The following is a 22822-nucleotide window of genomic DNA, read 5'->3' on the forward strand; positions in this document are numbered from 1 at the left end:
GATGTCCGCCGACCCGCTGCGTACCGCGGATCTGACGGTCATCGGGCAGGTCACCACCGCCAGCAATATCACCCTGGTCTGCGAGGCCGACGGTGCCGACCTGCGGGTGGTCTACAAGCCGATTCGCGGGGAACGCCCGCTGTGGGATTTCCCGGACGGCACCCTGGCCGGGCGTGAGGTGGCCTCCTATCAGGTGTGCGCGGCGCTGGGCTGGGAGGTGATCCCCGAAACCGTGTTGCGTGACGGGCCTTTGGGTCCGGGCATGGTGCAGCGCTGGATCGAGACCGTCGAGGACGGTGACGGCCCGGATCTGGTGGATCTGTGCCCGGCCGGGCAGGTGCCCGAGGGGTTTCGGGAGGTGTTGCGCGCCTTGGATCCCGCGGGGCATCCGGTGTCGCTGATCCACGCCGAGGATCCGCGCCTGCATCGCATGGCGGTGCTGGATGTGCTGATCAACAATGCCGACCGCAAGGGCGGGCATGCCCTCGACGGTCTCGACGGGCGCGTCTACGGGGTCGATCACGGGATCTGTCTGCACACCGAGCCGAAGCTGCGCACCGTGCTGTGGGGGTGGGCCGGGGAGCCGATCGCCGACGAATTGCTCACCGACATCACGGTTTTGGTGAAGGCGCTGCCCGGTGAGCTCGGTGAGCGGCTGGCGGAGTTGATCACCGACGCCGAGATCGAGGCGCTGGGCGCGCGTGCGCGTGCCCTGCTGGATCATCCGGTGATGCCGTTGCCGAGCTCGCAGCGTCCGATTCCCTGGCCCGCGTTCTGAATTCGACGCCGCCGCGGCCGCGAGTGGTCCAGCCCCTCGCCGCCGGGGCGTAGCGCATCCCCTGCTACGCTCGCGCCACCAACAGCGCCGCGTCGTGGCGTGCGGGAACGCTTGTGGGGGCGCGACGTTCGGTTTCTCCTGATTGCAACCGTTGACATGCCTGCGCGCCGGACTAGAGTCCTGGTCGGCCGGTTCGGGTGAGTGCGGTGCGCCACGTCGGGGCGGGGGTGGCGCGGGCGGCCCGCGATCGCGGCGTTAACCTCGATCCATGCAGTCCTGGTCCGATACCGCTGTCCCGACCGTCCCCGGATCCGGACCAGCGTTGCGTTTGTTCGACACCGCCGACAAGCAGGTGCGCCCGGTCACCCCGGGTGCGACGGCGACGATGTACGTCTGTGGCATCACCCCCTACGACGCCACCCACCTCGGGCACGCCGCCACCTACCTCAGCTTCGATTTGGTCAACCGGATCTGGCGCGACGCCGGGCACGACGTGCACTACGTGCAGAACACCACCGACGTCGACGATCCGCTGTTCGAGCGTGCCGCCCGCGACGGCATCGACTGGCGTGAACTGGGCACCCGCGAGATCAACCTGTTCCGCGAGGACATGGCCGCGCTGCGGGTGATCCCGCCGCGCGACTACATCGGCGCCATCGAATCGGTGCAGGAGGTCGTGGACCTCGTCGACAAGCTCCTCGCTTCGGGTGCGGCCTACATCGTCGAGGACCCGCAGTACCCGGATGTCTACTTCCGTCACGACGCGACCGAGCAGTTCGGCTACGAGTCCGGCTACGACCGCGCCACCATGGAACGGTTGTTCGCCGAACGCGGCGGCGACCCGGACCGCGCGGGCAAACGCGACCCGATCGACGCGCTGCTGTGGCGTGCCGAACGTGCGGGTGAACCGTCGTGGCCGGCACCGTTCGGGGCGGGCCGTCCCGGCTGGCACATCGAGTGTTCGGCGATCGCGTTCAACCGCATCGGCACCGAGTTCGATATCCAGGGTGGCGGCTCGGATCTGATCTACCCGCACCACGAATACTCTTCCGCGCACGCCGAAGCCCTGGTCAAGGGCCGTCGTTTCGCGCGGCACTATGTGCACGCGGGGTTGATCGGCCTCGATGGCGAGAAGATGTCGAAGTCGCGCGGCAATCTGGTGTTCGTCTCGACGCTGCGGCGTGCGGGCACCGACCCGGCCGCGATCCGCCTGGGCTTGTTCGCCGGTCACTACCGTGCCGATCGCGAATGGTCGGATGCTGTTCTGGCCGAAGCGCTCTCGCGGCTGGCGCGCTGGCGTGAAGCGGCCGCCCTGACCTCCGCCCCGGACGCCACCGACACCGTGGCGCGGCTGCGTCAGCACCTGGCCGATGACCTCGACACCCCCAAAGCGATTGCGGCCGTGGACGCGTGGGTTCAGCAGGCGCTCACCTACGACGGCCCGGACACCACCGCGCCGGGCCTGATCCGTGACGCGGTCGACGCTCTGCTCGGCATCGAGCTCTGATTTCTTCGCTCATCGGGCCGCATCGTGCATTCGGTGCGGCCCGATGCTGTTTCACCAGTTTCTCGCGGGCCTCTGCTCGCAGCGTGCCGCTACTGCTGCTGGAAGTCGCTGAGCACAGCCGATGAGACGGCGGATGTGGTCGCGCGAATCGTCAGAACCTGCCATCCACTCATCAATATCGACACTGACGACGGCCGCTCGCGCGGGTCGGCGGGGTGCGAACCATGAATTTCCGTGGAGCGATGGCGTGGAGGCGGGCATCCTGGAGCACGGTGTTGTCGGGCGTGGGTGAGGAGTCGTAGTGGGAGTTTCCGAGAGTGAATCCGCGGCGGTGGCGTTGAGTGCGGCGCGGTTCGCGCGGGCCACCGACCGGTTGCTCGAGTGTGCGGGGTTCTATCGCGAGGTGGTGGGGCTATCGCAGTTGTTCGCGTTCGCCGATCACGCCGAGTACAGCGGGTTCGTGTTCGGGTTGCCGGATGCCTCGGCGCAATTGGAGTTGGTGCGGCTCGAGGATGAGACGCCGACACGGGTTCCCGATCCCGAGGATGCGCTGGTGCTGTATTTGCGCGAGGGCGAGAGCGGGGTTCGTAAGCGGCTGGCCGATCACGGTGTGTCCGAGGTGGTTCCGGACAATCCGTACTGGGTGGCGTTGGGGGCGTTCGCGGTGCTGGATCCCGACGGCTGGATGGTGATCTTCGTACCGCCGATCGCCACCGACGGCCCGTATCTGGGGAATGTGCGTTTCGAGGAGTTCTCCGGGGCGCGCGCGGAGATCGCGTGGTCGTTTCGGCTGGCCGAGGATTCCGAATCGGCGCTGGCCGGGTATCTCGAACGCGGGCGCGTGTGGGTGGCGCGCGACGGCGACGGGTCGGTCCTCGGCCACGCCCAGGCCGCCGCGACCGGTGACGGATCGGTCTGGGAGATCCTCAATACGGCGGTGGCGCAACCGTTTCGGGGTTCCGGGATCGGACGGCGGCTCATCGAACAGGTCGTTGATGCCGCCGCGACGGCCGGTGTGCGCCGGGTGGAAGTAGCCACCGCGACGGCCGATATCGGCAATCTACGGTTCTATCAACGCTGCGGATTCCGCATGACACGGGTGGTGGCGGATGTGTTCACCCCTGAGGCCGGGTACCGCGACGGCCTCGAGGTCGATGGGGTGCCGGTGCGTGATCAGGTGTGGTTCACCCGGGTGCTCTGAGCGGCGGCGGCTTTGGCGTAGTTGTCCTGCAGGGCGGGCCAGCCGCCGTCGGAGGCGACCGCGGTGCGCATGGATTGCCAGCCGGGCCCGTGCTTGTCGAAGTCGCAGTGCACGAGGGTGACCCGCGTGTGGGTGTCGTCGAGGGCGGTGAAGGTGACCTCGACGCGGCTGCTGCGCTGCGGATCGGTTTCGGCGGTCCAGTCCAGGGCGATGTCCCAGGAGAACGCGAAGTGGGTCGGTGGTTGCCACACCAGCACGGTGCCCCACGGGCATTCGGTGCCGTCGGTCTCCCGGGTGAGCAGTCGCCCGCCGACCCGAGGTTCCACCACGGCCTCGTCGAAAGTGCCGGAGCCGATGTGGTGTTCGCGCGGCCACCAACTGTTGATGCCGGTGGTGAACACGGTGAAGGCGGTGTCGATCGGTGCGTCGACGGTGATCTCGAGGCGCACGGCGTCATCGGTGTTCGTGCTGTCGGGCGTCGTGTGGTCGCTGGGTTGGGTCATGGCTGCTCCCGGGTGCTGTCGTGGCTATTGATCTCGTCGCGGAACGCCGACAGGGCTGTCGACCAGAACTGGGTGAAGTACGCGCGCAGGGCGTCGATGCCGTCGGGGTCGAGGTGGTAGACGCGGCGAGTGCCGATGGCTTCGTCACGCACGAGTCCGGCCTGCTTGAGGACCTTGAGGTGCTGGGAGACCGCCGGGCGCGAGACGGGTAGTTCGGCGGCGAGTTCACCGACGGCGGCGGGCGCGCGGCCGAGGCGTTCGAAGATGGCGCGCCGGGTCGGATCGCCGAGGGCGTCCAGAGCGGCGCTTGGGTAAGTCCCCACGAACCGTAAGTCTACGCTTACGCAGCGTAGGCGGGAAGGTGCAGTAGTGAATCGGGATTCTTGGGGTGCGAACCCGCTGTCGCCCTTCCCGTGGGCCATGACCGGCCGATAGCGTGAGGTTCGGTTGGTGTTGTGAACCCTCATCGAGGAGGTTTGACCGTGACGATGGTGCCGGGTCTGGGACGTTTCCGGGCAATGGTCGAGCAGGGGCGCAGTGCGCTCGACAGGGACGGCAACGTGCGCGCGCAGTTGCGGGCCGGGGGTCAACTGCTGGGCAGTGTGCGCCGCGATCCGCGTATCGTGCGTGAGCTGATCGCGGGATTCGCCGGTCACACCCCCGACCCGGTGCTGCCCGACGCCACCGATCGAGTACTGCCCGAAGGTTTGTCGGCGTATCCGCGTAGCGCGCACGCCGAAGAGGATCTCGACCTGGCCCCGGCGTCGGTGCTGGCGTATCTGGTGCAGCTGCAACGGCTTCCGGAGTGGGTGGGTTTCCACACCGGCTGGCGTGGGGACCCGCCGGGTCCGGCCGCGCTGGGTGTGGAGTTCACGCAGATCGCGAAATTCATGGGGATTCCCGCGGATCTGCGCTGGATGGTCACCGAGGTCGGCGACGGCGGGCTGGCGTTGCGCGGTACTGGCCCGCAGGGTTTGACGCTGGGGTTGTGGATCACGGTCGCCCCCAACGGTTCCGGCTCACGTGTCTATCTGGATGCCGGGTTGGCCGGGCAGCCGATCGAGGGCCCGCTGGGTGCGACAGTGGCGCGCGGCCTGGGTGATTCGCTGCGTGATTCGCTGGCGAGCCTGCCCGCCGCGATCGGCGCGGCCCGCACCGTGCCGGGCAAGGCCGCCCCGAAGGCGGTGCGGCACCGGGCTTCCGGCGTCGTGTTGGCGCCGACGACCCCGGTGCTGGTGGGTGTCGGGCAGGTCGTGGATCGCACCCCCGATCCGGCGTATGTGGATCCAGCGACCTTGGCGGTGCGCGCGTTGCGCGCCGCGGCCCTCGATTCCGGCGCCGGGGACGCGCTGCTGGCGCGCGCGGACGCGGTGTTCTCGGTGGCGCCCACGTCGTGGCAGTACCGCGATCTCGGTGCGCTGGTGGCTTCGGAAGTGGGTGCGCGCGACGCCGATACGGTGCAGTCGAGCCCCTTCGGTGGTGACGGCGGCCAGTTGCTGCTCAATGAGGCCGCCGCCGCGATCGCCGCCGGTGACTACGAGGTGGTGCTGGTGACGGGCGCGGAAGCCGGTGCCACGCAGGCATTGGCGCAGCGTTCGGGCATCGACGTGCAGTGGCCGGTGCAGAACAGCGTACTGCGACCCACGCGCACCGTCGGTATCGACAAGCCCGCCAACAATGCCGCGGAGTCCGCGGCCGGGTTGCAAGCCCCGATCAACATGTACGCGCTGCTGGAGTCTGCCAACCGTCACCGTCTGGGCCGCACCCTCGCCGAGCACGCCGCCGCGGTCTCGGAGCTGTGGTCGCGGTTCTCGGCGGTGGCGGCGGCGAACCCGAATGCGTGGCAGCCGCAGGAGTTCTCGGCCGCCGAGATTGCCACGGTCTCGGAAGCCAACCGCATGATCTCCGCGCCGTACACCAAACTCGAATGCGCCAATCTGACCGTCGATATGGCCTCGGGCATCATCGTGACCAGTGCCGCCGCCGCGGAAGCCGCCGGGATCCCGCAGGACAAGTGGGTGTTCCTGCACGCGGGCGCCTCGGGCACCGACGACTGGTTCGTCACCGAACGCACCGAACTGGCCGCTTCCCCGGCCATTCGGGCCCTGGGCGCGGCGGTCTTCGACCACACCGGTATCACCGCCGAGGACCTCACCCACGTCGACCTGTACGCCTGCTTCCCGGTCGCGGTGCAGATCGCCGCCCGTGAGCTCGGTCTGCCCGCCGACGACCCGAAGCGCCCGTTGACGGTGACCGGCGGCCTCACCTTCGGTGGCGGCCCCGGCAACAACTATGGCGGCCACGCGGTCGCCACCCTGGTGGCGCGGCTGCGTGAGGACCCCGAATCCTTCGGTCTGGCAACCTCTCTGGGCTGGTATCTGACCAAGCACGCGGTCGGCGTCTACTCCGCCACCCCGCCCAGCGCCCCCTACCGCCATCTCACTCCGGTCATCGAGCATCCCCCCACTCGCCCGGCCCGCACCGGTTACGAGGGTGAGGCGGTGGTGGAGGCCTACACCCTCCCGTACGACCGCACCAACACCCCGGAGGCGGCGATCGTCAGCCTGCTGACCCCGAAGGGTGAGCGAGTGGTGCTGCGCAGCACCGACCCTGCCCTGCTCTCGGCCCTCACCGTCGAAGACTGGCTGGGTGTCCCGGTCACCGTCACCACTGATTCCCTCATCCCCGCAGCCGTTTCCGCACCGTCGAGCGCTGTCTCGGAGACCACGGCCGCACCTGCCGCCGAACTGCCCACGCCTTCGGACGCGACAGCAGCCGCGGTGACAACGTCGGGGGGTAAACCCACAACATCCACGCCGGAGCAGTCCGCGACCTCCGCGACCTCCGAGGCAACCGAGGCAACCGAGGCAACCGAGGCAACCGATACACCCCAGGCCGGTGAGGTGCACGAGGGTGGGGTTGTCGCCGAAGCGCTTACGTCGACCGATGCGGAAACACTCGATCTGGAGGCCTCCGATGTCGTGGGCGATCAGGCATTGAGCGCGGCCGGTGTCGCGCGGGTGGAGTTGCCTGCGCCGCCTGCGGCTCCGGTGCTGATCGAGCGTCGCGGTCACGTCATGATCATCACGATCAATCGGCCGCAGGCGCGCAATGCGATCAATCTGGCTACGGCGTTGGGGTTGGAGCGTGCGATCGACGCTTACGAGGCCGATCCGAATGCCCGCATCGCGGTGTTGACGGGTGCGGGTGGCTATTTCAGTGCGGGAATGGATCTCAAGGCCGCCGCGCGTGGTGAGGTGCCGGTGACGGAGAAGCGCGGCATTCTCGGCATCGTGTCGCAGCCGCCGCGTAAACCGTTGATCGCCGCGGTGGAGGGTCCGGCGTTGGCGGGTGGCTGTGAGCTGGCGTTGACTGCGGATCTGATTGTCGCCGCGAGCGATTCGACCTTCGGTATCCCCGAGGTCAAACGCGGTCTGGTCGCGGTCGGTGGCGGTGTGCTGCGCCTGTCGCAGCGGCTACCGCGGGCGCTGGCGATGGAGTTGGCGTTGACCGGTGATCCGATCAGCGCGACCCGTGCCGCCGAGATCGGGCTGATCAACGAGGTCGCGGCTCCCGGCCATGCGCTGGAAACCGCACTGGCACTGGCTGAACGCATCGCCGTGAATGCCCCGCTGAGTATCGATGCCAGCAAGCAGATCATCGAGCAGGCCCCGGATTGGTCGGTCGCCGAAGCGTTCGACAAGCAGGGCCAGGTTGCCGCGGCCGCACTCACCTCCTTGGACGCGGGCGAGGGCATGCGGGCCTTCGTCGAGAAACGCCCCGCAGTCTGGCAGGGCAGGTAGCGCGCAGTGATGCGATCGGACACCGCCCGCGTGCTGTGGCGCGCGCGTGGTGTCCGGGAGGCCTGCGCGGTATGCGAGCCCGCGCCGAATTCATGGGCCGTGCCCTGCTCGCTGAGTCGCGGCCGGGTGCGAGTGGGTTGCTCAGGCAAGCCCCGGGAATCGCTCGCACCGGGCCCCTGGTCGCATACGCGCCGAACTCGGGTCACTGGATCTTTCGAATTCGCTACCGCCCGGCCGGGTCTGCTCGGGACTGCGGCGCGGTGAGCTCGTATCTCGTTCGGCAAGAACATGTTGTGAGGTGGTCTGTCGGCCACCGTCGGAAAGTGAGTCCCGATGCCTGTTGCTCCCGATGTCCGCACGCTCACGATGCGCCGAGATGGCCTGGAGTTGTCGGCGTTGCATTACGGTCGCGCCGATGCGCCGTTGGTGATCGCGCTACACGGGTTCCCCGACACCCCGCATACCTGGGACGGGGTCGCACCCCTGTTGGTGGCGGCCGGGTTTCAGGTGCTCACTCCGTGGCTGCGCGGATACACCCCGGGTTCGGCGTCCCGGAGTGCACGCTATGACCTGATGGCTGTGGCCGGGGATGTCTCGGCCTGGCAGGAGCTGCTCGCCGCACGGCACACCCATCTGGTCGGGCACGACTGGGGTGCGTTCGCGTCGATGATCGCGGCGAAACAGCAGCCGGGGCGCTGGGATTCGCTGGCGCTGCTGGCGATTCCCCCGTTCGGTGGCGGGTTCGCGCCCGGTCTCGTGCGCTATCTGCCCCGGCAGGCGCTGCTGTCGTCCTATATCCCGGTGATGCAGTCGGGGTTCTCGCCTCGGCTGCTGGCTCGCAACGACGCGGCGTTCGTGCGCGCCCTGTGGCGGCGCTGGTCGCCGGGTTGGGAGTTCTCCGAGGCCGAGTTCGCGCCTACCGCCGCCGTTTTCGCGGACATCGACTGCGGCTGGGCGGCGACCCGCTACTACCGCTCACTGTTCACGGTGCAGCGCAGCGCGACTCGCGAATTCTCGCGCACCGTGATGGCGACCCCGCCGCCGCTACCGACACTGGCGTTGGCCGGACTGCGCGACGGCTGCATGTCCCCGGATCTGCAGCGGGTGCTGGCACAGCATGCGGGCGTGCAGCACGCGCAGCTAGCCGACTGCGGGCACTTCCTACAGGCCGAACGCCCCAATGAGGTCGCCGCACAGCTCGTTTCACACCTGAAGGCCGTACACGACGCGCAGTGAGAACACGCTCGGCGCTCGCACCTATCCGGTCACCGCACAGATCGCCACGGGGTCTCGCCTGCCCGATGATGCACCGGTCCGCGAGTGGCGCTGCGGCGCACCGTTCATCGAATCGGTGCGGTGTCGGAGTGACGGTCGTGTGCGGGTTCAGTGGCCGTGCGGGCCGGATCCCATGCCGGGCATGTCACCCATTTGCGGCATGTCGTGCATGTCTGCCATAGGTGTCGGGGTGAAGGTGGGTTGCTGGCCGGGGTCGAGGATGAGGAATTGGCCCATCATGCCTTTGTCCTCATGGTGCAGCAGGTGGCAGTGGTACATGTACGGGTGGGCGGGGTCGGCGGGTCCGGTGAAGCGCATGGCGAGTTCGTAGGTGCGGGAGGGTTCGGTGTAGACGGTGTCCTTCCAGCCCGACAAGGCCGCCGGTGGCGGGGTGGCGTCGATGCTGCGGATCTGGAATTGGACGTCGTGGACATGGAAGTTGTGGGGCCAGTCCTCGAGGTTGCGGACCTGCCAGACCTCGGTGGCTCCGGTGGGGATGGTCAGATCGATGCGGTTCATGTCCATGCCCGCGCCGTTGATCTTGAACCATTTGAGGTCGAAGGTGCGGGTGACCGGCAGTGTGGCGGCGAGCGGTTCGATGACGGTCAGGACGGCGGACAGGGCGGGTGCCGGATCGGCGGTGGTGGCCGCGCGCAAGGTCAGGACCTCGAAGGTGTCGTCGAAGCCGAAACGTTCGGGGCGGTCGATGCCGGCGCGCAGGTCGACGGGAAAGGCACGCAGGGTGAGGTTTTCGGCGGCGGCGAGGTCGACGACGATGTCGGCGCGTTCGCCGGGGCTGAGTTGGATGCGTCGCAGCGGGACGGGACCGCTCAGCAGCCCGCCGTCGGTGGCGATGAGTGCGAACTCGCGATTGTCGGCGAAGCCGAGGTTGAGCACTCGGCTCGAGGAGCCGTTGAGCAGGCGCAGGCGCGCGCGGCGGCCGGGCAGCTGATGGTGGGCGGCGGTCGCGCCGTTGACGATGAGGGTGTCGCCGAGCAATCCGTAACTGCTGGGCAGGGTTTCGTCGAGGTGCCCGTCGGCGGTGAAGCGGCGGTCCTGGATGACGAGGGGGATGTCGTCGCGGCCGTAGTCGCCGGGCAGGCCGAGCGTGGCGCTGGTGTCGTCGTCGAGCACGAACAGTCCGGCCAGGCCGCGGTAGACGTGGGCTTCGGTCACGCCGTGCGGGTGCGGGTGATACCAGAGGGTGGCGGCGGGCTGCTCGATGCGCCACAAGGGCGTCCATTCCCCGCCCGGCGCGATCATCTGGTGTGGTCCGCCGTCGCTGGCGGCGGGTACGTGCATGCCGTGCCAGTGCACGCTGGTGGCTTCGGGCAGCGTGTTGCGCACGTGGACCTCGACGGTTTCCCCGCGCCGCGCCCGCAGTGTCGGCCCCAGCATCGAACCGTTGTATCCCCATGTGGGAGTGGAGATTCCGGGTTTGATCTCGCTGTTGCCGGTTTGCGCGGTCAGGGTGAAGCGCCGCACTCCGTCCGCGCCGAGGGCTCCTGCGGCCAAAGGCGGGATAGGCAGCGCCCGGGTCGCACCCGTGGCGGTGCGTGTCGTCGGGCGTGCGCAGGCGGCGCCGGCGCTCAGCGCCAGGGGCAGGGCGGCGGCGGTGGCGAGCAGGCGGCGGCGCGAGATCACGGGGGAGGGCTCCTCGGGTCGAATATGGTCGCTTCCCAGCCTGATCGGCGCGCGAGCACCGCACCCCCTCCCACGGGTTCGCCTTCGGACCGTCGGTCGGGTCCTGCGGACCCTTGTGGCCGGGCAACCTCTGTGCTATCCGCGACCCACCTGCGGCGACGCCTGTCGCGAGTCTCTACCGTGGGAACCGTGATCGACCTCCGTGTTCCCGCCGACCGCTGGAAAGCCGCGCGCGTGCTGCCGCTGGTGCTGACCCCGGCACTGCTGGCGGCGAGCACGTTCCCGGGCGAATACCGGGTCCCGATCGTTTACTGGCTGCTTGCTGTCGCGACCACCGTGCTGTTCGCGGTCGGCGGCCGCTACCCGTTCGAACTGTCGCTGACGATCTCGGCACTGGCACTGCCGCTGTTCGTGATCGAAGCGTGGGGCCCCTCGGAGCTGGTGCCGTATCTGGGCGCGGTCGCGTTGGTGGAGGCGGTGACACGTCGTGGGCCACGGGCAACGGTGATCGCGACCGCAGCCTGGGCGCTGGCGTGGATAGTCGGACACTGGGGTGGACATTCGCCGACGTTCTGGCGCGGCGCGACCCTGGTCGAGGCGTGCGCCTATGTCGGACTGCCACTGCTGCTGGGCTTGTATCTGCGTGGGCAACGCCAACTCACCGCGAGCCTGCGGGCGCGCGCCGCCGACGCCGACACGCGTGCCCGCACCGAGGAACGCATCGCCCTGGCCCGCGAATTGCACGACTTGGTCGCGCACCATATGGCCTCGATCGTGTTGCGCGTCAAGGTCGCCCGTCAGGTGCTCACCGACCCCGACCCGCGCGTGCGCGAGGTCTTCGACGATGTCGGCGACACCGCCTCCGGTGCGCTCACCGATATCCGCCGCCTACTGGCCGCCCTGCGTGATCCGGCCCTCGGCGCGGTCCCAATACTGGACGCGCAGGTGGTGCGCGCGGAGATCCTCAGTGCGGTGGATCGCGTGCGCCAGGGCGGTTTCACCGTGCACGCCGATATCGCCCCCGACCTCGAGGGCCTCGACGCGATCGGCCGCCTGACCTTGCTGCGTCTGGTGCAGGAGTCGCTGACCAATGTCATGAAGTACGCCGACCGCACCCACCCGGTCCCGATCCTGCTGGCACACAACAGTTCCGGCGTCACCCTCCGCATCACCAACACCGTCGCCCCGGGTGCGAGCACGCGGGCGGGCCACGGTGTCGTCGGGATGCGCGAGCGCGCCCATCTCGCGGGCGGCACGGTCACCGCCACCGCGCACGGCCGCGATTGGGTTGTCGAGGCACGGCTTCCGGCCGACCTCCCCTCGGCGAGACCGGAAGTCCACACCGAACACCGTCGGGCCGCGACCACACCCCCGGTGACGACCGTGCACACCGACGGTGCGGCACCGATTCCCGTACCGCCCGCCGCCGTACCTACACCACCAGGCCACGATCCGGTCCAGTACTCGAGCACCTCGCCGATGCCATCACCCGATCCCGCACTGTCGCAACCGGTTGTGCCACTTGGCGAATGCGAGGATCACCCGGTGTCGTATCCCGTCAGGAGGCCGTCATGATCCGGGTTTTGCTGGTCGACGATCAGCGGCTGGTGCGTGCCGGGTTGCGGATGTTGGTGGAGGCGACGGCCGATGTCGAGGTGGTGGGGGAGGCCGCCGACGGGGTGGCGGCGGTGCGCGCGGCCGCGGCGTTGTCCCCGGATCTGGTGCTGATGGATCTGCGCATGCCCGGCATGGACGGGGTGGAGGCGACCCGGCAGATCCTGGCGGCCGGATCCGCCTCGAAGGTGCTGGTGTTGACCACCTTCGACGACGACGAACACCTGTATCCCGCCCTGGCCGCCGGAGCCAGCGGCTACCTGGTCAAGGACACCGACCCGCAGCAGCTGGTGGAGGCGATGCGCCGCACCATGGACGGCGAACTGTTGTTCTCCCCGTCCCTGTTGCGGCGGCTGGTGGATCGCGCGATCACCACCCCGAACCGATCCCGCCCGCCCGCAGTCGAACTCACCCCACGTGAACGCGAGGTGCTGGCTCTCGTCGGTGACGGGTTCGGCAATCAGGAGATCGCCGAGCGCCTGCATCTGGGGGTGAGCACGGTCAAGAAGCATCTGGCGCAGTTGATGGACAAGACCGGCACCGACAACCGTGTCCGGTTGGCGGTGTTCGCGATCGAGTCCACCCGCTGAGGGCCCCGTTCAGGGGTTGGTGAGTGCGGTGACGGCGTCGGCGAACATGACGGTCTTGATCGCGCCGAGGGTGCCCTGGTCTTTGGCACCCAGCGGCGTCACGATCGAGATCGCGGTCTCGAGGACCGCGGCCTGCTCGGCGATGGCGTCGACCAGGTCGTAGGCCAGCGCGTCGGGCCCACCGAAGCGCCGCCCGGTGGTCATGGAGGCGATCGCCGACTTCGGGGTGAGCTTGCCCTGGATGAGCGCGGCCATGCCCCGGGTGAACGGGATGCGGATATCGGCTTCGGGGAAGCAGAAGTAGCCGCGATCCTCGCGCATCACCCGGAAGTCGTGCGCGACCGCGAGCATCGCGCCCGCGCCGAACGCGTGCCCGGGCAGTGCGGCCACCGTCGGCAGCGCGAAGGTCAGCATGCGGGCCAGCAGCGACTGCACCTGCGCCACATACCATTCCGCGCGTTCACTGTTGGCCGAGAGCCAGTCCAGATCCAGGCCGTTGGAGTAGAACTTGCCGCTGGCGGTGGTGATCAACGCTTGGCTGCCGTCGCTGAGCACGGTGTCGAGCAGGGCGTCGACCTCGGTGAGGTAGGTGGGGGAGAAGCGGTTCTCGTCGCCGCCGAGGTCGAGGACGGCGATCTTGTCGTGATGGGTGAGAGTCGGCATGGCGGTTCCTTATCGCGGAGGTGGAGCTTTATCGAGAGGGTGCAGTGTCCTCGAGGTCGGGCGGTCCGATATCGAGGACGGCACGCACGGCGGCGCTCAGTTGACGGCGTGCCACGGGGTTGGCCAGGCGGTCGCGGTCGAGCAGGATCGCTGTCGGCAGGTCGACCAGGCAGATGGTGAGGGTGTCCACCGCGGCCGCGTCGGCACGCTCCCACAGTCGGCGGGCGAGGGTTTTCATCAGGCCGACGAGTTCGCGTTGCGGGGCGTCGAGTTCGGCGCGCAGATTCTCGGGCAGGTCGTCGCCGAGCAGGTCGGTGCGGCGCACCCGGAAGAACAGTTGCGTCGAGGCCGGGTAGCGCGCCGCGAATTCGGCTGGCGCGTCGGCGGCGGCGAGGACCGCGTCGATGGCCGCTCCGGCATCGTCGACCAGGTCGGCCTGCAATGCCAGGAAGCGGCGAGCAGCGCGAATCCAGGTGCGGCTCAACAGTTCTGCTCGTGACCCGAAGCTGTGATAGAGCGCGCCGTTGGAGATGCCGGTGGCGGTGGCGACGGCGCGGATGGTGACCGCAGCCGGGCCGGACCGTACCGCGAGGGTTTCCGCGGCGTCGAGCACGACGTCGGGATCGTGGATGCGGGGCCTGGGCACACCTCACGATAACAGAGCACATGCTCTGTTATCGAGGGCGTGCGCCGACCCGCTACGTCACACTGCGTGAAAACGACTGCCGCGCAGCTCAGGACACGATCGGCGCGACCTCCGCCACCGGCTCGTGCACACCCTCGGGCCGCGTCTCGGCATACATGCGCGAGATCTCCGCGGCATACTTCGCCGCGATCGGCTTACGGCGCAGCTTCATCGTCAACGTCACCTCGTCACCACCGGGCTCCCAGAACGTCGACAGAATCGTGAACCGCTTGATCTGCTCGACCCGCGACAACCGCGCGTTCCCCGCCGCGACCCCCCGCGCGATCTCCGCGATCACCCCCGCATCCGCCGCCAACGCCGCCGCCGAGGCATCCCCGAGCTGATGCTGCGCCGCATACGGCCCCACCGACTCCGCGTCCAGCACGATCAACGCCGTGTTGTACGGGCAACTGTCACCGATCGCCGCCAGTGTCCCGATCAGCGGCGTCGCGGCCTTGATGGTGTTCTCGATATTGGCCGGGGACATGTTCTTTCCCGCGGAATTGATGATCAGTTCCTTCTTGCGATCCACCACCCGCAGATACCCGTCGGCATCCTCGGTGATGATGTCACCGGTGTGCAGCCAGCCCTCGCCATCCAGCGCATCCGCCGTCTTCTGCGGCTCGCCCCGGTATTCGCGCATCACCAGCGGCCCGCGCACCAGGAACTCACCATCCTCCGCGATCTTGGATTCCAGGCCCGGCAGCAGCCGCCCCACCGTGCCCAGTCGCGCCTGATCCGGGGGAGAGACACTCACGATGCAGGTCAGCTCCGACATGCCCCACACCTCCGAGATCGGAATCCCCAACCCGAAGAAGAACGCGAGCGTTTCCGCCGGAATCGGCGCGGCCCCCGACAACGCCCACTTGAGTTGATCCAGGCCCAGTTTCGCGCGCAACGGACCCAGCACCGCCGCATCCGCCTTCGCCCACTCCGCGGCCTGCAGATCATCCAACGCCACACCCGCCAACTGCGCGTCGGCCTTCCGTGCGGCCACCTGCAACGCCCACGTCAACGCCGCCTTGCGCGCCGCATCCGGTTCGCCCGCGACCGAATACTCCACGGCCGCTTTGAGTTTCTCCCACACCCGCGGCACCGCGCCCCAGATGGTGGGATGCACGTCCAGCAGCGCCGCCGACAGCAACGCCCGATCCGGCACCACGGTGATCTGCGTGCCGTAGAACTCATGCAGATACAGGTTGGTGACCCGGTCGGCCATATGCGCGGTCGGCAGGAACGAGGTGATGCGATCACCCGGCTCCACCGACATCACCGACGCGTACGCATGGCATTCGAAAGCCAGGTTGGCGTGCGAGATCTCCACGCCCTTCGGATTACCGGTGGTCCCGGAGGTGTAGCACAGCGTCACGATGTCGTCACCGGTGACGGCCTGCCAGGTGGCGTCGAAATCGAAGTCACGCCGCCCCAACTGTTTGAGCTGCGCCACCGTCAACGTGCCCGGCGCGGGCGCGTCCACGCACACGATGGTCTGCATCGGAATCCCGCTGGCGCGCACCTTGTCCACGTACTGCGCTTCGCAGATCACCACCCGATTGCCCGCATTGGCGAACACATACTGCAACTGTTCGGCCGAGAGCGTGTTGTACACCGAGAACGACGTCGCCCCCGTGTGCTGCGCCCCCACCTCCAGCGGATAGAAATCCACCCGGTTGCCCATCATGAACGCCACCGTGTCCCCACGCCCGACCCCCAACGCACTCAGCCCGGCCGCCACCTCCCGCACCTGCTCGGCATACTCCCGCCACGTGAGGGCCTGCTCACCACCGATGGACCGCACCGCGATCGCATCCGGGTCGATGGCCGCGGTCGCCTGGAACGCGGCCGGGGAGGTCTTCGCTTCGCTCATCACATCTCGATCCACTCACCACCAAAGCCTTCTCAGACGGTAAGGCGCGAGACGGGTCCCGCGTGGGGATTTGCGCGCATCGACCCGCAGCCGATGCGGGATCGACGAGTTCGGTTCCGGCGCATCACAAATAAATCGTCACAGTGACGTATCAACGGTACATCGACGGAGGGGAGGGGCAGGGGAGTACCGGCGACCTCCGACACCGCAGGCCAGCACCACCCCATGAAAACCCTTGCGCGCACGTTTCATTCGATCGCCAACGTCGTCGCCACCCGAGCCGACCAATCCGTCGCCCGGACCGCCTGGCGCGGCATCCACATCGGCGATTTCCAGTCCCGCCGACCGGTCCGCACGTCACCGTAGACGAGATGGACATTCCCGCACATATCAGAGAGCAAGATCATCGAATCCCGACCGCCCGTTCAACTCCCTGACACCAATGACCGCCGTTGACCATGCCGAGCAGCGACCACCGACCACCCCTCAATACGTCACTGTGACGTATTGAGGGGTGGTCGGGATGCCAGGGGAGCGCCGGCCAAGAACCGGCCGAACCGCAAAATCGAGCCAACAGCCTCAAACAGGAAAATTTCCACCCAGGAGGCACCTGGGCAAGAATTTCCACTTATCGAGAGTTACCGCCAGCCAAGCACCACGTACACACATTCCACGAGACCGCAGGGGACCTAGGCAGCCGCCTGCCACACACCGAAAGCGCACGAATACCGATGTGCCACAAGCGATTAAGTTGATCTTGATGTCCCGGTAAGTGCGCCGATAATCAACATTATGTCAGGTTGTGTCAGCGTGACCGTCCCCATCGTGGTTCTGACCATCCATCCCGGTCTCCTGATGTCCGGTCTCACCGTTTCTGGGATTCGTCGCAGCGCAGTTGTGTCTCAAGGTATCTGTCAGCGCGATGCCTGCGACCACGCCAGCGCTGCCCGCGCGAACTGAAGATTCCTCAACGCGGCGACCCGGCCGTTCGACGGTCACCTTCTACGGCTCACGCCTGGCTGCCCGGGTGTACAAACCGGCGCAGAATGGCCACGAAAATGGACCGGGTCATCGCCACGAGCATGCTTGCTGCGGTCGAATGCCGAGTCGGTGGCGAGGGCTACAGTCGTGAGAATCACTGCGGTGCAAGCAATGTCGGTGCTGGAGATCGTTGCGGCGAAGCCGATCGAGAGTGATGATTGCAAGGGATGCGGACGCGGTTCCGCGAATGTACAGCCGAACCGGCTGTCCTGGGGGGAGACAAAATGGTCACCGGCGTTGTGCTCATAGTGATTGCGGCCGTACTTGTGGCATTGACGTGGCGGGCCGCATCCGCCAAAAGCCGACAGCCACAACAGCTCAACCGTCAAGACGGCGCTGATGCCACTGCGCGCACCTGGGTGTGGAGCTGGATTCGCTGATCGGGTGTCCTTGATCAGGCCTCAGAGACTCGATCGGTGATCGAGCTCTGAGGGTCGCCGCTGGCCTTTGCGGGGGCGTCCCCGACCTTCATCGCGTGCGCGGCGCGCAACGCGTCGTCGAGGCAGGTGAATGTGCGGTCGGGGCCGGTGTAGGTCTCCCCCTCCGGGATGTCGATGGACAGGCCCCAGTCGTTGTCTTTGCCTTGGATGACGGCGAAGTGTCCTGGCCAGCGCAGTAGCAGGCTGATGGCTCCGGAGGGGAATTCGGTGAACGAGGACAGGGCGGTTCGGGGTCCGAACAGGGCGCGGACTTTGTGGGTCACATCGCGTTCTCGTTCGCTCATGGGCAGCCACCTCGAATTGTTCGGGTTTACCGGCCTTTTCGATGGCTTCGCCGACATCGATCCGGCCCGGGTCGATGTCGCCGGGATACGCCGTGGGTTTCAGCGTAGCGGTGCAATGTTGGCTGGATGTGTCGGCTAGAGGTCGGGCGTCAGCGGGTTGCCGGGGGCGATGGCGCCGCAGCTGGTGTCGGCGGGCTGTCCGGCGAAGCGGGCGTCGATCCAGGGCATGACGCTGGGGATCCAGGCGAGCATGCTGGGGACGTGGCTCAGGGCGTCGTACTGGTGGTATTCGACCAGGGGGTTTCCGGTGTCGCAGTAGTGCTGGGCGAGGGCGCGCACGTCGCCGGCGACCATGACGCCGTCGCCGCGGCCGACGGTGGGTTTGCTGCCGTCGCTGCCTTCGAGTTCGCCGCCGGCGCCCTGGGCGATGTAGAGCGGGATGGTCGGGGTGGGGGCGGTGCCGAGGTTGACTTTGGGGACCGAATCGACCAGGGGCGCAACGGTGTTGGGGTCGGCGTATTCGGGTTTGACGAGTTGCGCCCAGGTGAGGCCGGGGTATTCGAACAGTACGTTGGCGATGGAGGCGTCGTGCAGGCGTGCCACGAGCCCGCTGCCGTAGTCGCTGAGGTAGGGGGTGAAGTCGATGTCGTAGGAGCGGGCGACGCCGAGGATGGCCATGGCGGCGACGCCCGACCAGCCGATGCTGCCGCTGACGTAGCGCAGGTTGTGGGCGGGGTTGACCAGCACTCCCCCTTCGGTGGCGCCGACGAGGCGGTTGTTGATGTCGGGTGCGTAGGTGGGTGCCAGCGCGGCGGCCCAGTCGGTGGCGATGGCGCCGCCGGAGTAGCCGACCAGGCCGATGCGGGTCTGCTCGTCGAGGCCGGTATCGACCGAGTGGGTGGCGGCGCGGATGCCGTCGAGGGTGGTCATGCCGTATTCGGGTCCGGCGGCGAAGTCTGCTTGCGGGCCTTCGGTGTCGGCGATGATGACGGTGTAGCCGCGGCTGATGATGTCGGCGACGAGGATGGCTTCCGAGGTGTTGACCATGCCGCCGAAGCTGACGTCGCCGGCGATGGCGCGCGAGGGTCCGTGTTCGGGGTTGAGTGAGTCGTAGAAGCTTTGATAGGCAACGGCTTTGGCGGGGTCTACTCCCCCGGGCGGCAGCAGTACGGAGGTGACGGCGGCGCTGGCGCGGTCTTGGGCGTCGGTGCTGCGGTAGAGCAGTTGGATGGCGGTGATGGGGGTGGGGATGCCGGCGAGGTGGTAGCTGAGGGTGCGGGTGGCCAGGATGGTGCCGGGTGCGAGGTCGTCGAGTGCGGTATCGCCCTGGTAGTCGTAGAAGCTGTCGGGGGCCGTGGCGTGCGCGGGTGGCGCGCTGGTGGTGGCGGCGAAGGCGAGGGAGAGGGCGGCGATCGCTGACATCATCGGGGCGATCGTGCGTGCTTTGTTCACATGTGTTCCCGGTGCGAGCTGAACCGGACACTGTTGTCCGGTTACCGGTTGGTAGTTTGTACGGGTTCACGCGGATTCGTCAAGGGTCCGAATCCGCTGGGATCCAGAATCTTTCAGTGCCGCAGTGCCCGCAGCAGCAGTGCCCAGGACCGCTGCGCGACGCGCGCACGCTCGGCTTCGGGGGTCTTGTTCAGCAGCGCCCCCAGCATGCCGACGGCCAGGAAGATATCCCCTGCGGTGACGTCGGCGCGGATGCTGCCGCGATGGGTATCGTCGGCGAGTTCGGTGGCCAGCAGCGCGTGCATACGGGTGATGACCGCGCTCAGTCGCGGGTCGGAACTGTCGGCGGGTTGCAGGAATTCGAACAGCCCGACCGCCCCGGTGAGCTGCGTGTATATCTGATCGAGGAGTTCATCGAGGGTGGATTCGTGATTCGCCACCAGGTCTTCGAGTTGCCCGATATTCTCCTCGAAGACGGCCACGATGATCGCTTCCCGGTTGGGGAAGTGCCGGTAGAGACTCCCCTGCCCCACTCCTGCGGTGCGCGCGACGAGGCTCAGGGGTGCGTCGAGTCCGTGTTCGGCGAAGGTGGTGCGGGCGGCGGCGAGCAGGGCGGCGCGGTTGTCGGCGGCGGCGGCGGGTCCGCGGTTGGCGCGGCGCGGGGTGCTCACCGGATGCACCGTATCGGAGTTTTCAAGCGCGCTGAAGACTTGATTGATTCCAGAAAAACGGGCAGAGTGGCGTCCGTGCCCACGCCTACGGATTTCGAGCGCATGTTGCGCGGGGCCGCTTTGCGTGTGACCGCACCGCGCCTGGCGGTGCTGACCGCGGTGCACCACCACCCCCACTCCGATACCGACACCGTGCTCGGTCACGTCCGGGAAACGCTGGGTGGGGTATCACATCAGGCCGTGTACGACGTGCTGCGCGCGTTGACCACGGCGGGCCTGGTGCGACGGATACAGCCCATGGGGTCCGTCGCCCTGTACGAGACCCGCGTCGGCGACAACCACCACCATGTGGTGTGCCGTTCGTGCGGTGTGATCGCCGACGTCGACTGCGCCGTGGGTGATGCCCCCTGCCTGACCGCCTCCAACGACAACGGTTTCGCACTCGACGAGGCCGAGGTCATCTATTGGGGCCTGTGCCCCGACTGCTCGGCGAACGCTGCCGAATGACGATCACAAACCCGTGATCCCAGCCCGATCACTCCCTCATGAAAGGACACATCGTGCCTGAAGACCACCCGCCCATCGGAGAAGCCCAGACCGAACCCGCCGCCGGGGGTTGCCCCGTCGCGCACGAGCGGCTTCGTCCCCCCACCGAGGGCGGCAGCAACCGTGACTGGTGGCCCAACCAGCTCAACCTGAAGATCCTGCAGAAGAACCCGGCCGTCGCCAACCCCATGGATGAGGGCTACGACTACGCCGCGGAGTTCAAGACGCTGGATCTGGGTGCGGTCAAGGCCGACATCGTCGAGGTCATGCACACCTCGCAGGACTGGTGGCCCGCGGACTTCGGCCACTACGGCCCGTTCTTCATCCGCATGTCCTGGCATGCCGCCGGCACCTACCGCGTCAGCGACGGCCGTGGTGGCGCCGGTGCGGGCATGCAGCGTTTCGCTCCGCTGAACTCCTGGCCCGACAACGCCTCCCTCGACAAGGCGCGCCGGCTGCTGTGGCCGGTGAAGAAGAAGTACGGCAAGAAGCTGTCGTGGGCCGACCTCATCGTCTACGCGGGCAATGTGGCGCTCGAGGACATGGGTTTCGAGACCTTCGGCTTCGGTGGCGGTCGCGTCGATCAGTGGGAGCCCGAGGAGGACGTGTACTGGGGCCCCGAGCACACCTGGCTCGGCGGCGATCAGCGCTACACCGGCAAGCGTGACCTGGAGAACCCGCTCGCGGCGGTGCAGATGGGTCTGATCTACGTCAATCCCGAAGGCCCCAACGGCAATCCGGATCCGCTGGCCGCGGCCATCGACATCCGCGAGACCTTCGCGCGCATGGCGATGAACGATGTCGAGACCGCCGCGCTGATCGTCGGCGGGCACACCTTCGGCAAGACCCACGGTGCCGGCCCGGCCGATCACGTCGGCCCCGAGCCGGAGGCCGCTCCGCTCGAGGAGCAGGGTCTGGGCTGGAAGTCGTCCTTCGGCACCGGTGTCGGCAAGGATTCGATCACCTCGGGTCTGGAGGTCACCTGGACCCCGACCCCGACGCAGTGGGACAACTCGTTCCTCGAGACCCTCTACGGCTACGAGTGGGAGCTGAGCAAGTCCCCCGCCGGCGCCAACCAGTGGGTCGCCAAGACCAGCGACGAAATCATCCCCGACGCGTTCGAGTCGGGTAAGAAGCACCGTCCGACCATGCTCACCACCGACCTGTCGATGCGCATCGACCCGGTCTACGAGCAGATCACGCGGCGCTGGCTGGCCAACCCGCAGGAGCTCGCCGACGAGTTCGCCAAGGCCTGGTACAAGCTCACCCACCGTGACATGGGCCCCAAGGTCCGTTACCTGGGCGCCGAGGTGCCCGCGGAGACCCTGCTGTGGCAGGACCCGATCCCGGCGGTCGATCACGAGCTGATCTCCGACGCGGACGCCGCGGCGCTCAAGGCGAAGATCGCCGAGTCGGGTCTGAGTGTGGCGCAGCTGGTGTCGACCGCGTGGGCGGCGGCGTCGTCGTTCCGTGGTTCGGATATGCGCGGTGGCGTCAACGGCGGCCGTCTGCGCCTGCAGCCGCAGGCCGGCTGGGAGGCCAACGAGCCCGATGAGCTGGCTCAGGTCATCCGGGTGCTCGAGGGCATCCAGACTGGTTTCGGCAAGCCGGTGTCCTTCGCGGACGTGGTGGTGCTGGCCGGTAACGTCGGTGTCGAAAAGGCCGCGCAGGCAGCCGGTTTCGAGGTGACCGTGCCGTTCCGTGCCGGTCGTGCCGACGCCACTCAGGAGCAGACCGACGTGGAGTCCTTCGCCGCGCTCGAGCCCGCCGCCGACGGCTTCCGCAACTTCGTGGGCAAGTCGGCCTCGATTCCGGCGGAGTACCTGCTGCTGGACAAGGCCAACCTGCTGACCCTGTCGGCGCCGGAGATGACGGTGCTCGTGGGTGGCCTGCGCGTGCTGGGCGCCAACCACAAGCAGTCCGCGCTGGGCGTGTTCACCCAGAACCCGGGCGCGCTGAGCACCGACTTCTTCGTCAACCTGCTCGACATGACCACCAAGTGGTCGCCGGCCTCTGCCGATGACGGCACCTACGTGGGCGTCGACCGCGTCTCCGGCGCACCCAAGTGGACCGCCAGCCGCGTGGACCTGGTGTTCGGTTCGAACTCGCAGCTGCGGGCGCTGGCCGAGGTGTATGCCGAGGACGACTCGAAGGCCAAGTTCGTCGCCGACTTCGTCGCGGCCTGGGTGAAGGTCAACGAGCTCGACCGTTTCGACCTGGTCTGAGCGTGATCGGATAGTTGCACCGCGTACTGCCCT

Annotated in this window: 18 protein-coding genes and 1 pseudogene; 10 read left to right on the forward strand and 9 right to left on the reverse strand. The window is 67.8% G+C overall.

The features are described from left to right. Position 1 precedes the first annotated feature (1 nt). The 3 genes from OG300_RS12965 to OG300_RS12975 all read left to right on the forward strand — a co-directional run bounded on the left by OG300_RS12965 (position 2) and on the right by OG300_RS12975 (position 3486). Complete coding sequence (locus OG300_RS12965) at positions 2-778, forward strand: SCO1664 family protein (RefSeq protein WP_405495524.1); 777 nt, start codon at positions 2-4, stop codon at positions 776-778. Between the two features lie 268 nt (positions 779-1046). Continuing rightward, positions 1047-2285 carry a cysteine--1-D-myo-inosityl 2-amino-2-deoxy-alpha-D-glucopyranoside ligase gene (gene mshC / locus OG300_RS12970; RefSeq protein ID WP_405495526.1) on the forward strand — a complete coding sequence of 413 codons (1239 nt, stop codon included), beginning with the start codon at positions 1047-1049 and terminating at the stop codon, positions 2283-2285. A gap of 301 nt (positions 2286-2586) precedes the next feature. Further along, on the forward strand, positions 2587-3486 hold the full coding sequence (locus tag OG300_RS12975) for a GNAT family N-acetyltransferase (protein WP_405495528.1): 900 nt from the start codon (positions 2587-2589) through the stop codon (positions 3484-3486). Here the strand turns inward: OG300_RS12975 and OG300_RS12980 are convergent. Together OG300_RS12980 and OG300_RS12985 are read right to left on the reverse strand one after the other, a co-directional pair. Beyond that, positions 3459-3989 (reverse strand): SRPBCC family protein, encoded by a 531-nt coding sequence (locus OG300_RS12980; RefSeq protein ID WP_405495530.1) that lies wholly within the window; start codon positions 3987-3989, stop codon positions 3459-3461. The genes OG300_RS12975 and OG300_RS12980 overlap by 28 nt on opposite strands. Then, positions 3986-4312 carry an ArsR/SmtB family transcription factor gene (locus OG300_RS12985; RefSeq protein WP_405495532.1) on the reverse strand — a complete coding sequence of 109 codons (327 nt, stop codon included), beginning with the start codon at positions 4310-4312 and terminating at the stop codon, positions 3986-3988. Before OG300_RS12985 ends, OG300_RS12980 begins: the two co-directional genes overlap by 4 nt. A 195-nt stretch (positions 4313-4507) precedes the next feature. Between OG300_RS12985 and OG300_RS12990 the strand changes: the two are divergent. From OG300_RS12990 to OG300_RS13000, 3 genes and pseudogenes are all read left to right on the forward strand, one after another. After that, positions 4508-6652, forward strand: a pseudogene (locus OG300_RS12990) (SRPBCC family protein); the annotation flags it as partial. A gap of 387 nt (positions 6653-7039) precedes the next feature. Further along, the gene (locus OG300_RS12995; protein ID WP_405498540.1) at positions 7040-7792 is read left to right on the forward strand and encodes a crotonase/enoyl-CoA hydratase family protein; all 753 of its coding nucleotides are present in this window, start codon (positions 7040-7042) and stop codon (positions 7790-7792) included. Positions 7793-8125: 333 nt separating this feature from the next. Next, positions 8126-9028, forward strand: a complete 903-nt coding sequence (locus OG300_RS13000) for an alpha/beta fold hydrolase (protein ID WP_405495534.1) — start codon at positions 8126-8128, stop codon at positions 9026-9028. Between the two features lie 147 nt (positions 9029-9175). Here the strand turns inward: OG300_RS13000 and OG300_RS13005 are convergent, their stop codons facing one another. After that, the gene (locus tag OG300_RS13005; RefSeq protein WP_405495536.1) at positions 9176-10711 is read right to left on the reverse strand and encodes a multicopper oxidase family protein; all 1536 of its coding nucleotides are present in this window, start codon (positions 10709-10711) and stop codon (positions 9176-9178) included. A 189-nt stretch (positions 10712-10900) separates the two neighbouring features. On the opposite strand from OG300_RS13005, the gene OG300_RS13010 reads away from it, so the two are divergent. Both OG300_RS13010 and OG300_RS13015 read left to right on the forward strand, forming a co-directional pair. Then, entirely contained in the window at positions 10901-12286 is a 1386-nt protein-coding gene (locus tag OG300_RS13010) for a sensor histidine kinase (RefSeq protein ID WP_405495538.1), read from the forward strand. Then, positions 12283-12915, forward strand: coding sequence for a response regulator (locus tag OG300_RS13015; RefSeq protein ID WP_405495540.1), 633 nt, complete (start codon positions 12283-12285; stop codon positions 12913-12915). Before OG300_RS13010 ends, OG300_RS13015 begins: the two co-directional genes overlap by 4 nt. A gap of 9 nt (positions 12916-12924) precedes the next feature. On the opposite strand, the gene OG300_RS13020 is transcribed toward OG300_RS13015, so the two are convergent. The 6 genes from OG300_RS13020 to OG300_RS13045 form a co-directional block, all read right to left on the reverse strand. Beyond that, on the reverse strand, positions 12925-13578 hold the full coding sequence (locus OG300_RS13020; protein WP_405495542.1) for an enoyl-CoA hydratase-related protein: 654 nt from the start codon (positions 13576-13578) through the stop codon (positions 12925-12927). Between the two features lie 28 nt (positions 13579-13606). After that, positions 13607-14224 carry a TetR family transcriptional regulator gene (locus OG300_RS13025; RefSeq protein WP_405495544.1) on the reverse strand — a complete coding sequence of 206 codons (618 nt, stop codon included), beginning with the start codon at positions 14222-14224 and terminating at the stop codon, positions 13607-13609. Between the two features lie 88 nt (positions 14225-14312). Beyond that, positions 14313-16130 carry a fatty acid--CoA ligase FadD11 gene (fadD11, locus tag OG300_RS13030; RefSeq protein ID WP_405495546.1) on the reverse strand — a complete coding sequence of 606 codons (1818 nt, stop codon included), beginning with the start codon at positions 16128-16130 and terminating at the stop codon, positions 14313-14315. A gap of 1435 nt (positions 16131-17565) precedes the next feature. Further along, a complete protein-coding gene (locus OG300_RS13035; protein WP_405495548.1) occupies positions 17566-17895 on the reverse strand; it encodes a hypothetical protein in 330 nt (109 codons plus the stop codon). Positions 17896-18030: 135 nt separating this feature from the next. After that, complete coding sequence (locus tag OG300_RS13040; RefSeq protein WP_405495550.1) at positions 18031-19320, reverse strand: lipase family protein; 1290 nt, start codon at positions 19318-19320, stop codon at positions 18031-18033. Positions 19321-19460: 140 nt separating this feature from the next. Further along, complete coding sequence (locus tag OG300_RS13045; protein WP_405495552.1) at positions 19461-20018, reverse strand: TetR/AcrR family transcriptional regulator; 558 nt, start codon at positions 20016-20018, stop codon at positions 19461-19463. A 102-nt stretch (positions 20019-20120) separates the two neighbouring features. Here OG300_RS13045 and OG300_RS13050 point away from each other — a divergent pair, with 102 nt between their 5' ends. After that, positions 20121-20525 (forward strand): Fur family transcriptional regulator, encoded by a 405-nt coding sequence (locus OG300_RS13050; protein WP_405498541.1) that lies wholly within the window; start codon positions 20121-20123, stop codon positions 20523-20525. A 53-nt stretch (positions 20526-20578) separates the two neighbouring features. Next, positions 20579-22789, forward strand: a complete 2211-nt coding sequence (gene katG, locus OG300_RS13055; RefSeq protein ID WP_405495554.1) for a catalase/peroxidase HPI — start codon at positions 20579-20581, stop codon at positions 22787-22789. Positions 22790-22822 lie beyond the last annotated feature (33 nt).

Source organism: Nocardia sp. NBC_00511 (assembly GCF_045161165.1).
Taxonomy (GTDB): domain Bacteria; phylum Actinomycetota; class Actinomycetes; order Mycobacteriales; family Mycobacteriaceae; genus Nocardia.

Bases quoted from the DNA above. Each gene is read 5' to 3' on its own strand.
- OG300_RS12965 (WP_405495524.1), top strand. From the start codon at position 2: ATGTCCGCCGACCCGCTGCGTACCGCGGATCTGACGGTCATCGGGCAG.
- mshC (WP_405495526.1), top strand. From the start codon at position 1,047: ATGCAGTCCTGGTCCGATACCGCTGTCCCGACCGTCCCCGGATCCGGA.
- OG300_RS12980 (WP_405495530.1), bottom strand. From the start codon at position 3,989: ATGACCCAACCCAGCGACCACACGACGCCCGACAGCACGAACACCGAT.
- OG300_RS13000 (WP_405495534.1), top strand. From the start codon at position 8,126: ATGCCTGTTGCTCCCGATGTCCGCACGCTCACGATGCGCCGAGATGGC.
- OG300_RS13015 (WP_405495540.1), top strand. From the start codon at position 12,283: ATGATCCGGGTTTTGCTGGTCGACGATCAGCGGCTGGTGCGTGCCGGG.
- OG300_RS13020 (WP_405495542.1), bottom strand. From the start codon at position 13,578: ATGCCGACTCTCACCCATCACGACAAGATCGCCGTCCTCGACCTCGGC.
- fadD11 (WP_405495546.1), bottom strand. From the start codon at position 16,130: ATGAGCGAAGCGAAGACCTCCCCGGCCGCGTTCCAGGCGACCGCGGCC.
- OG300_RS13035 (WP_405495548.1), bottom strand. From the start codon at position 17,895: ATGAGCGAACGAGAACGCGATGTGACCCACAAAGTCCGCGCCCTGTTC.
- OG300_RS13040 (WP_405495550.1), bottom strand. From the start codon at position 19,320: ATGATGTCAGCGATCGCCGCCCTCTCCCTCGCCTTCGCCGCCACCACC.
- OG300_RS13050 (WP_405498541.1), top strand. From the start codon at position 20,121: ATGTTGCGCGGGGCCGCTTTGCGTGTGACCGCACCGCGCCTGGCGGTG.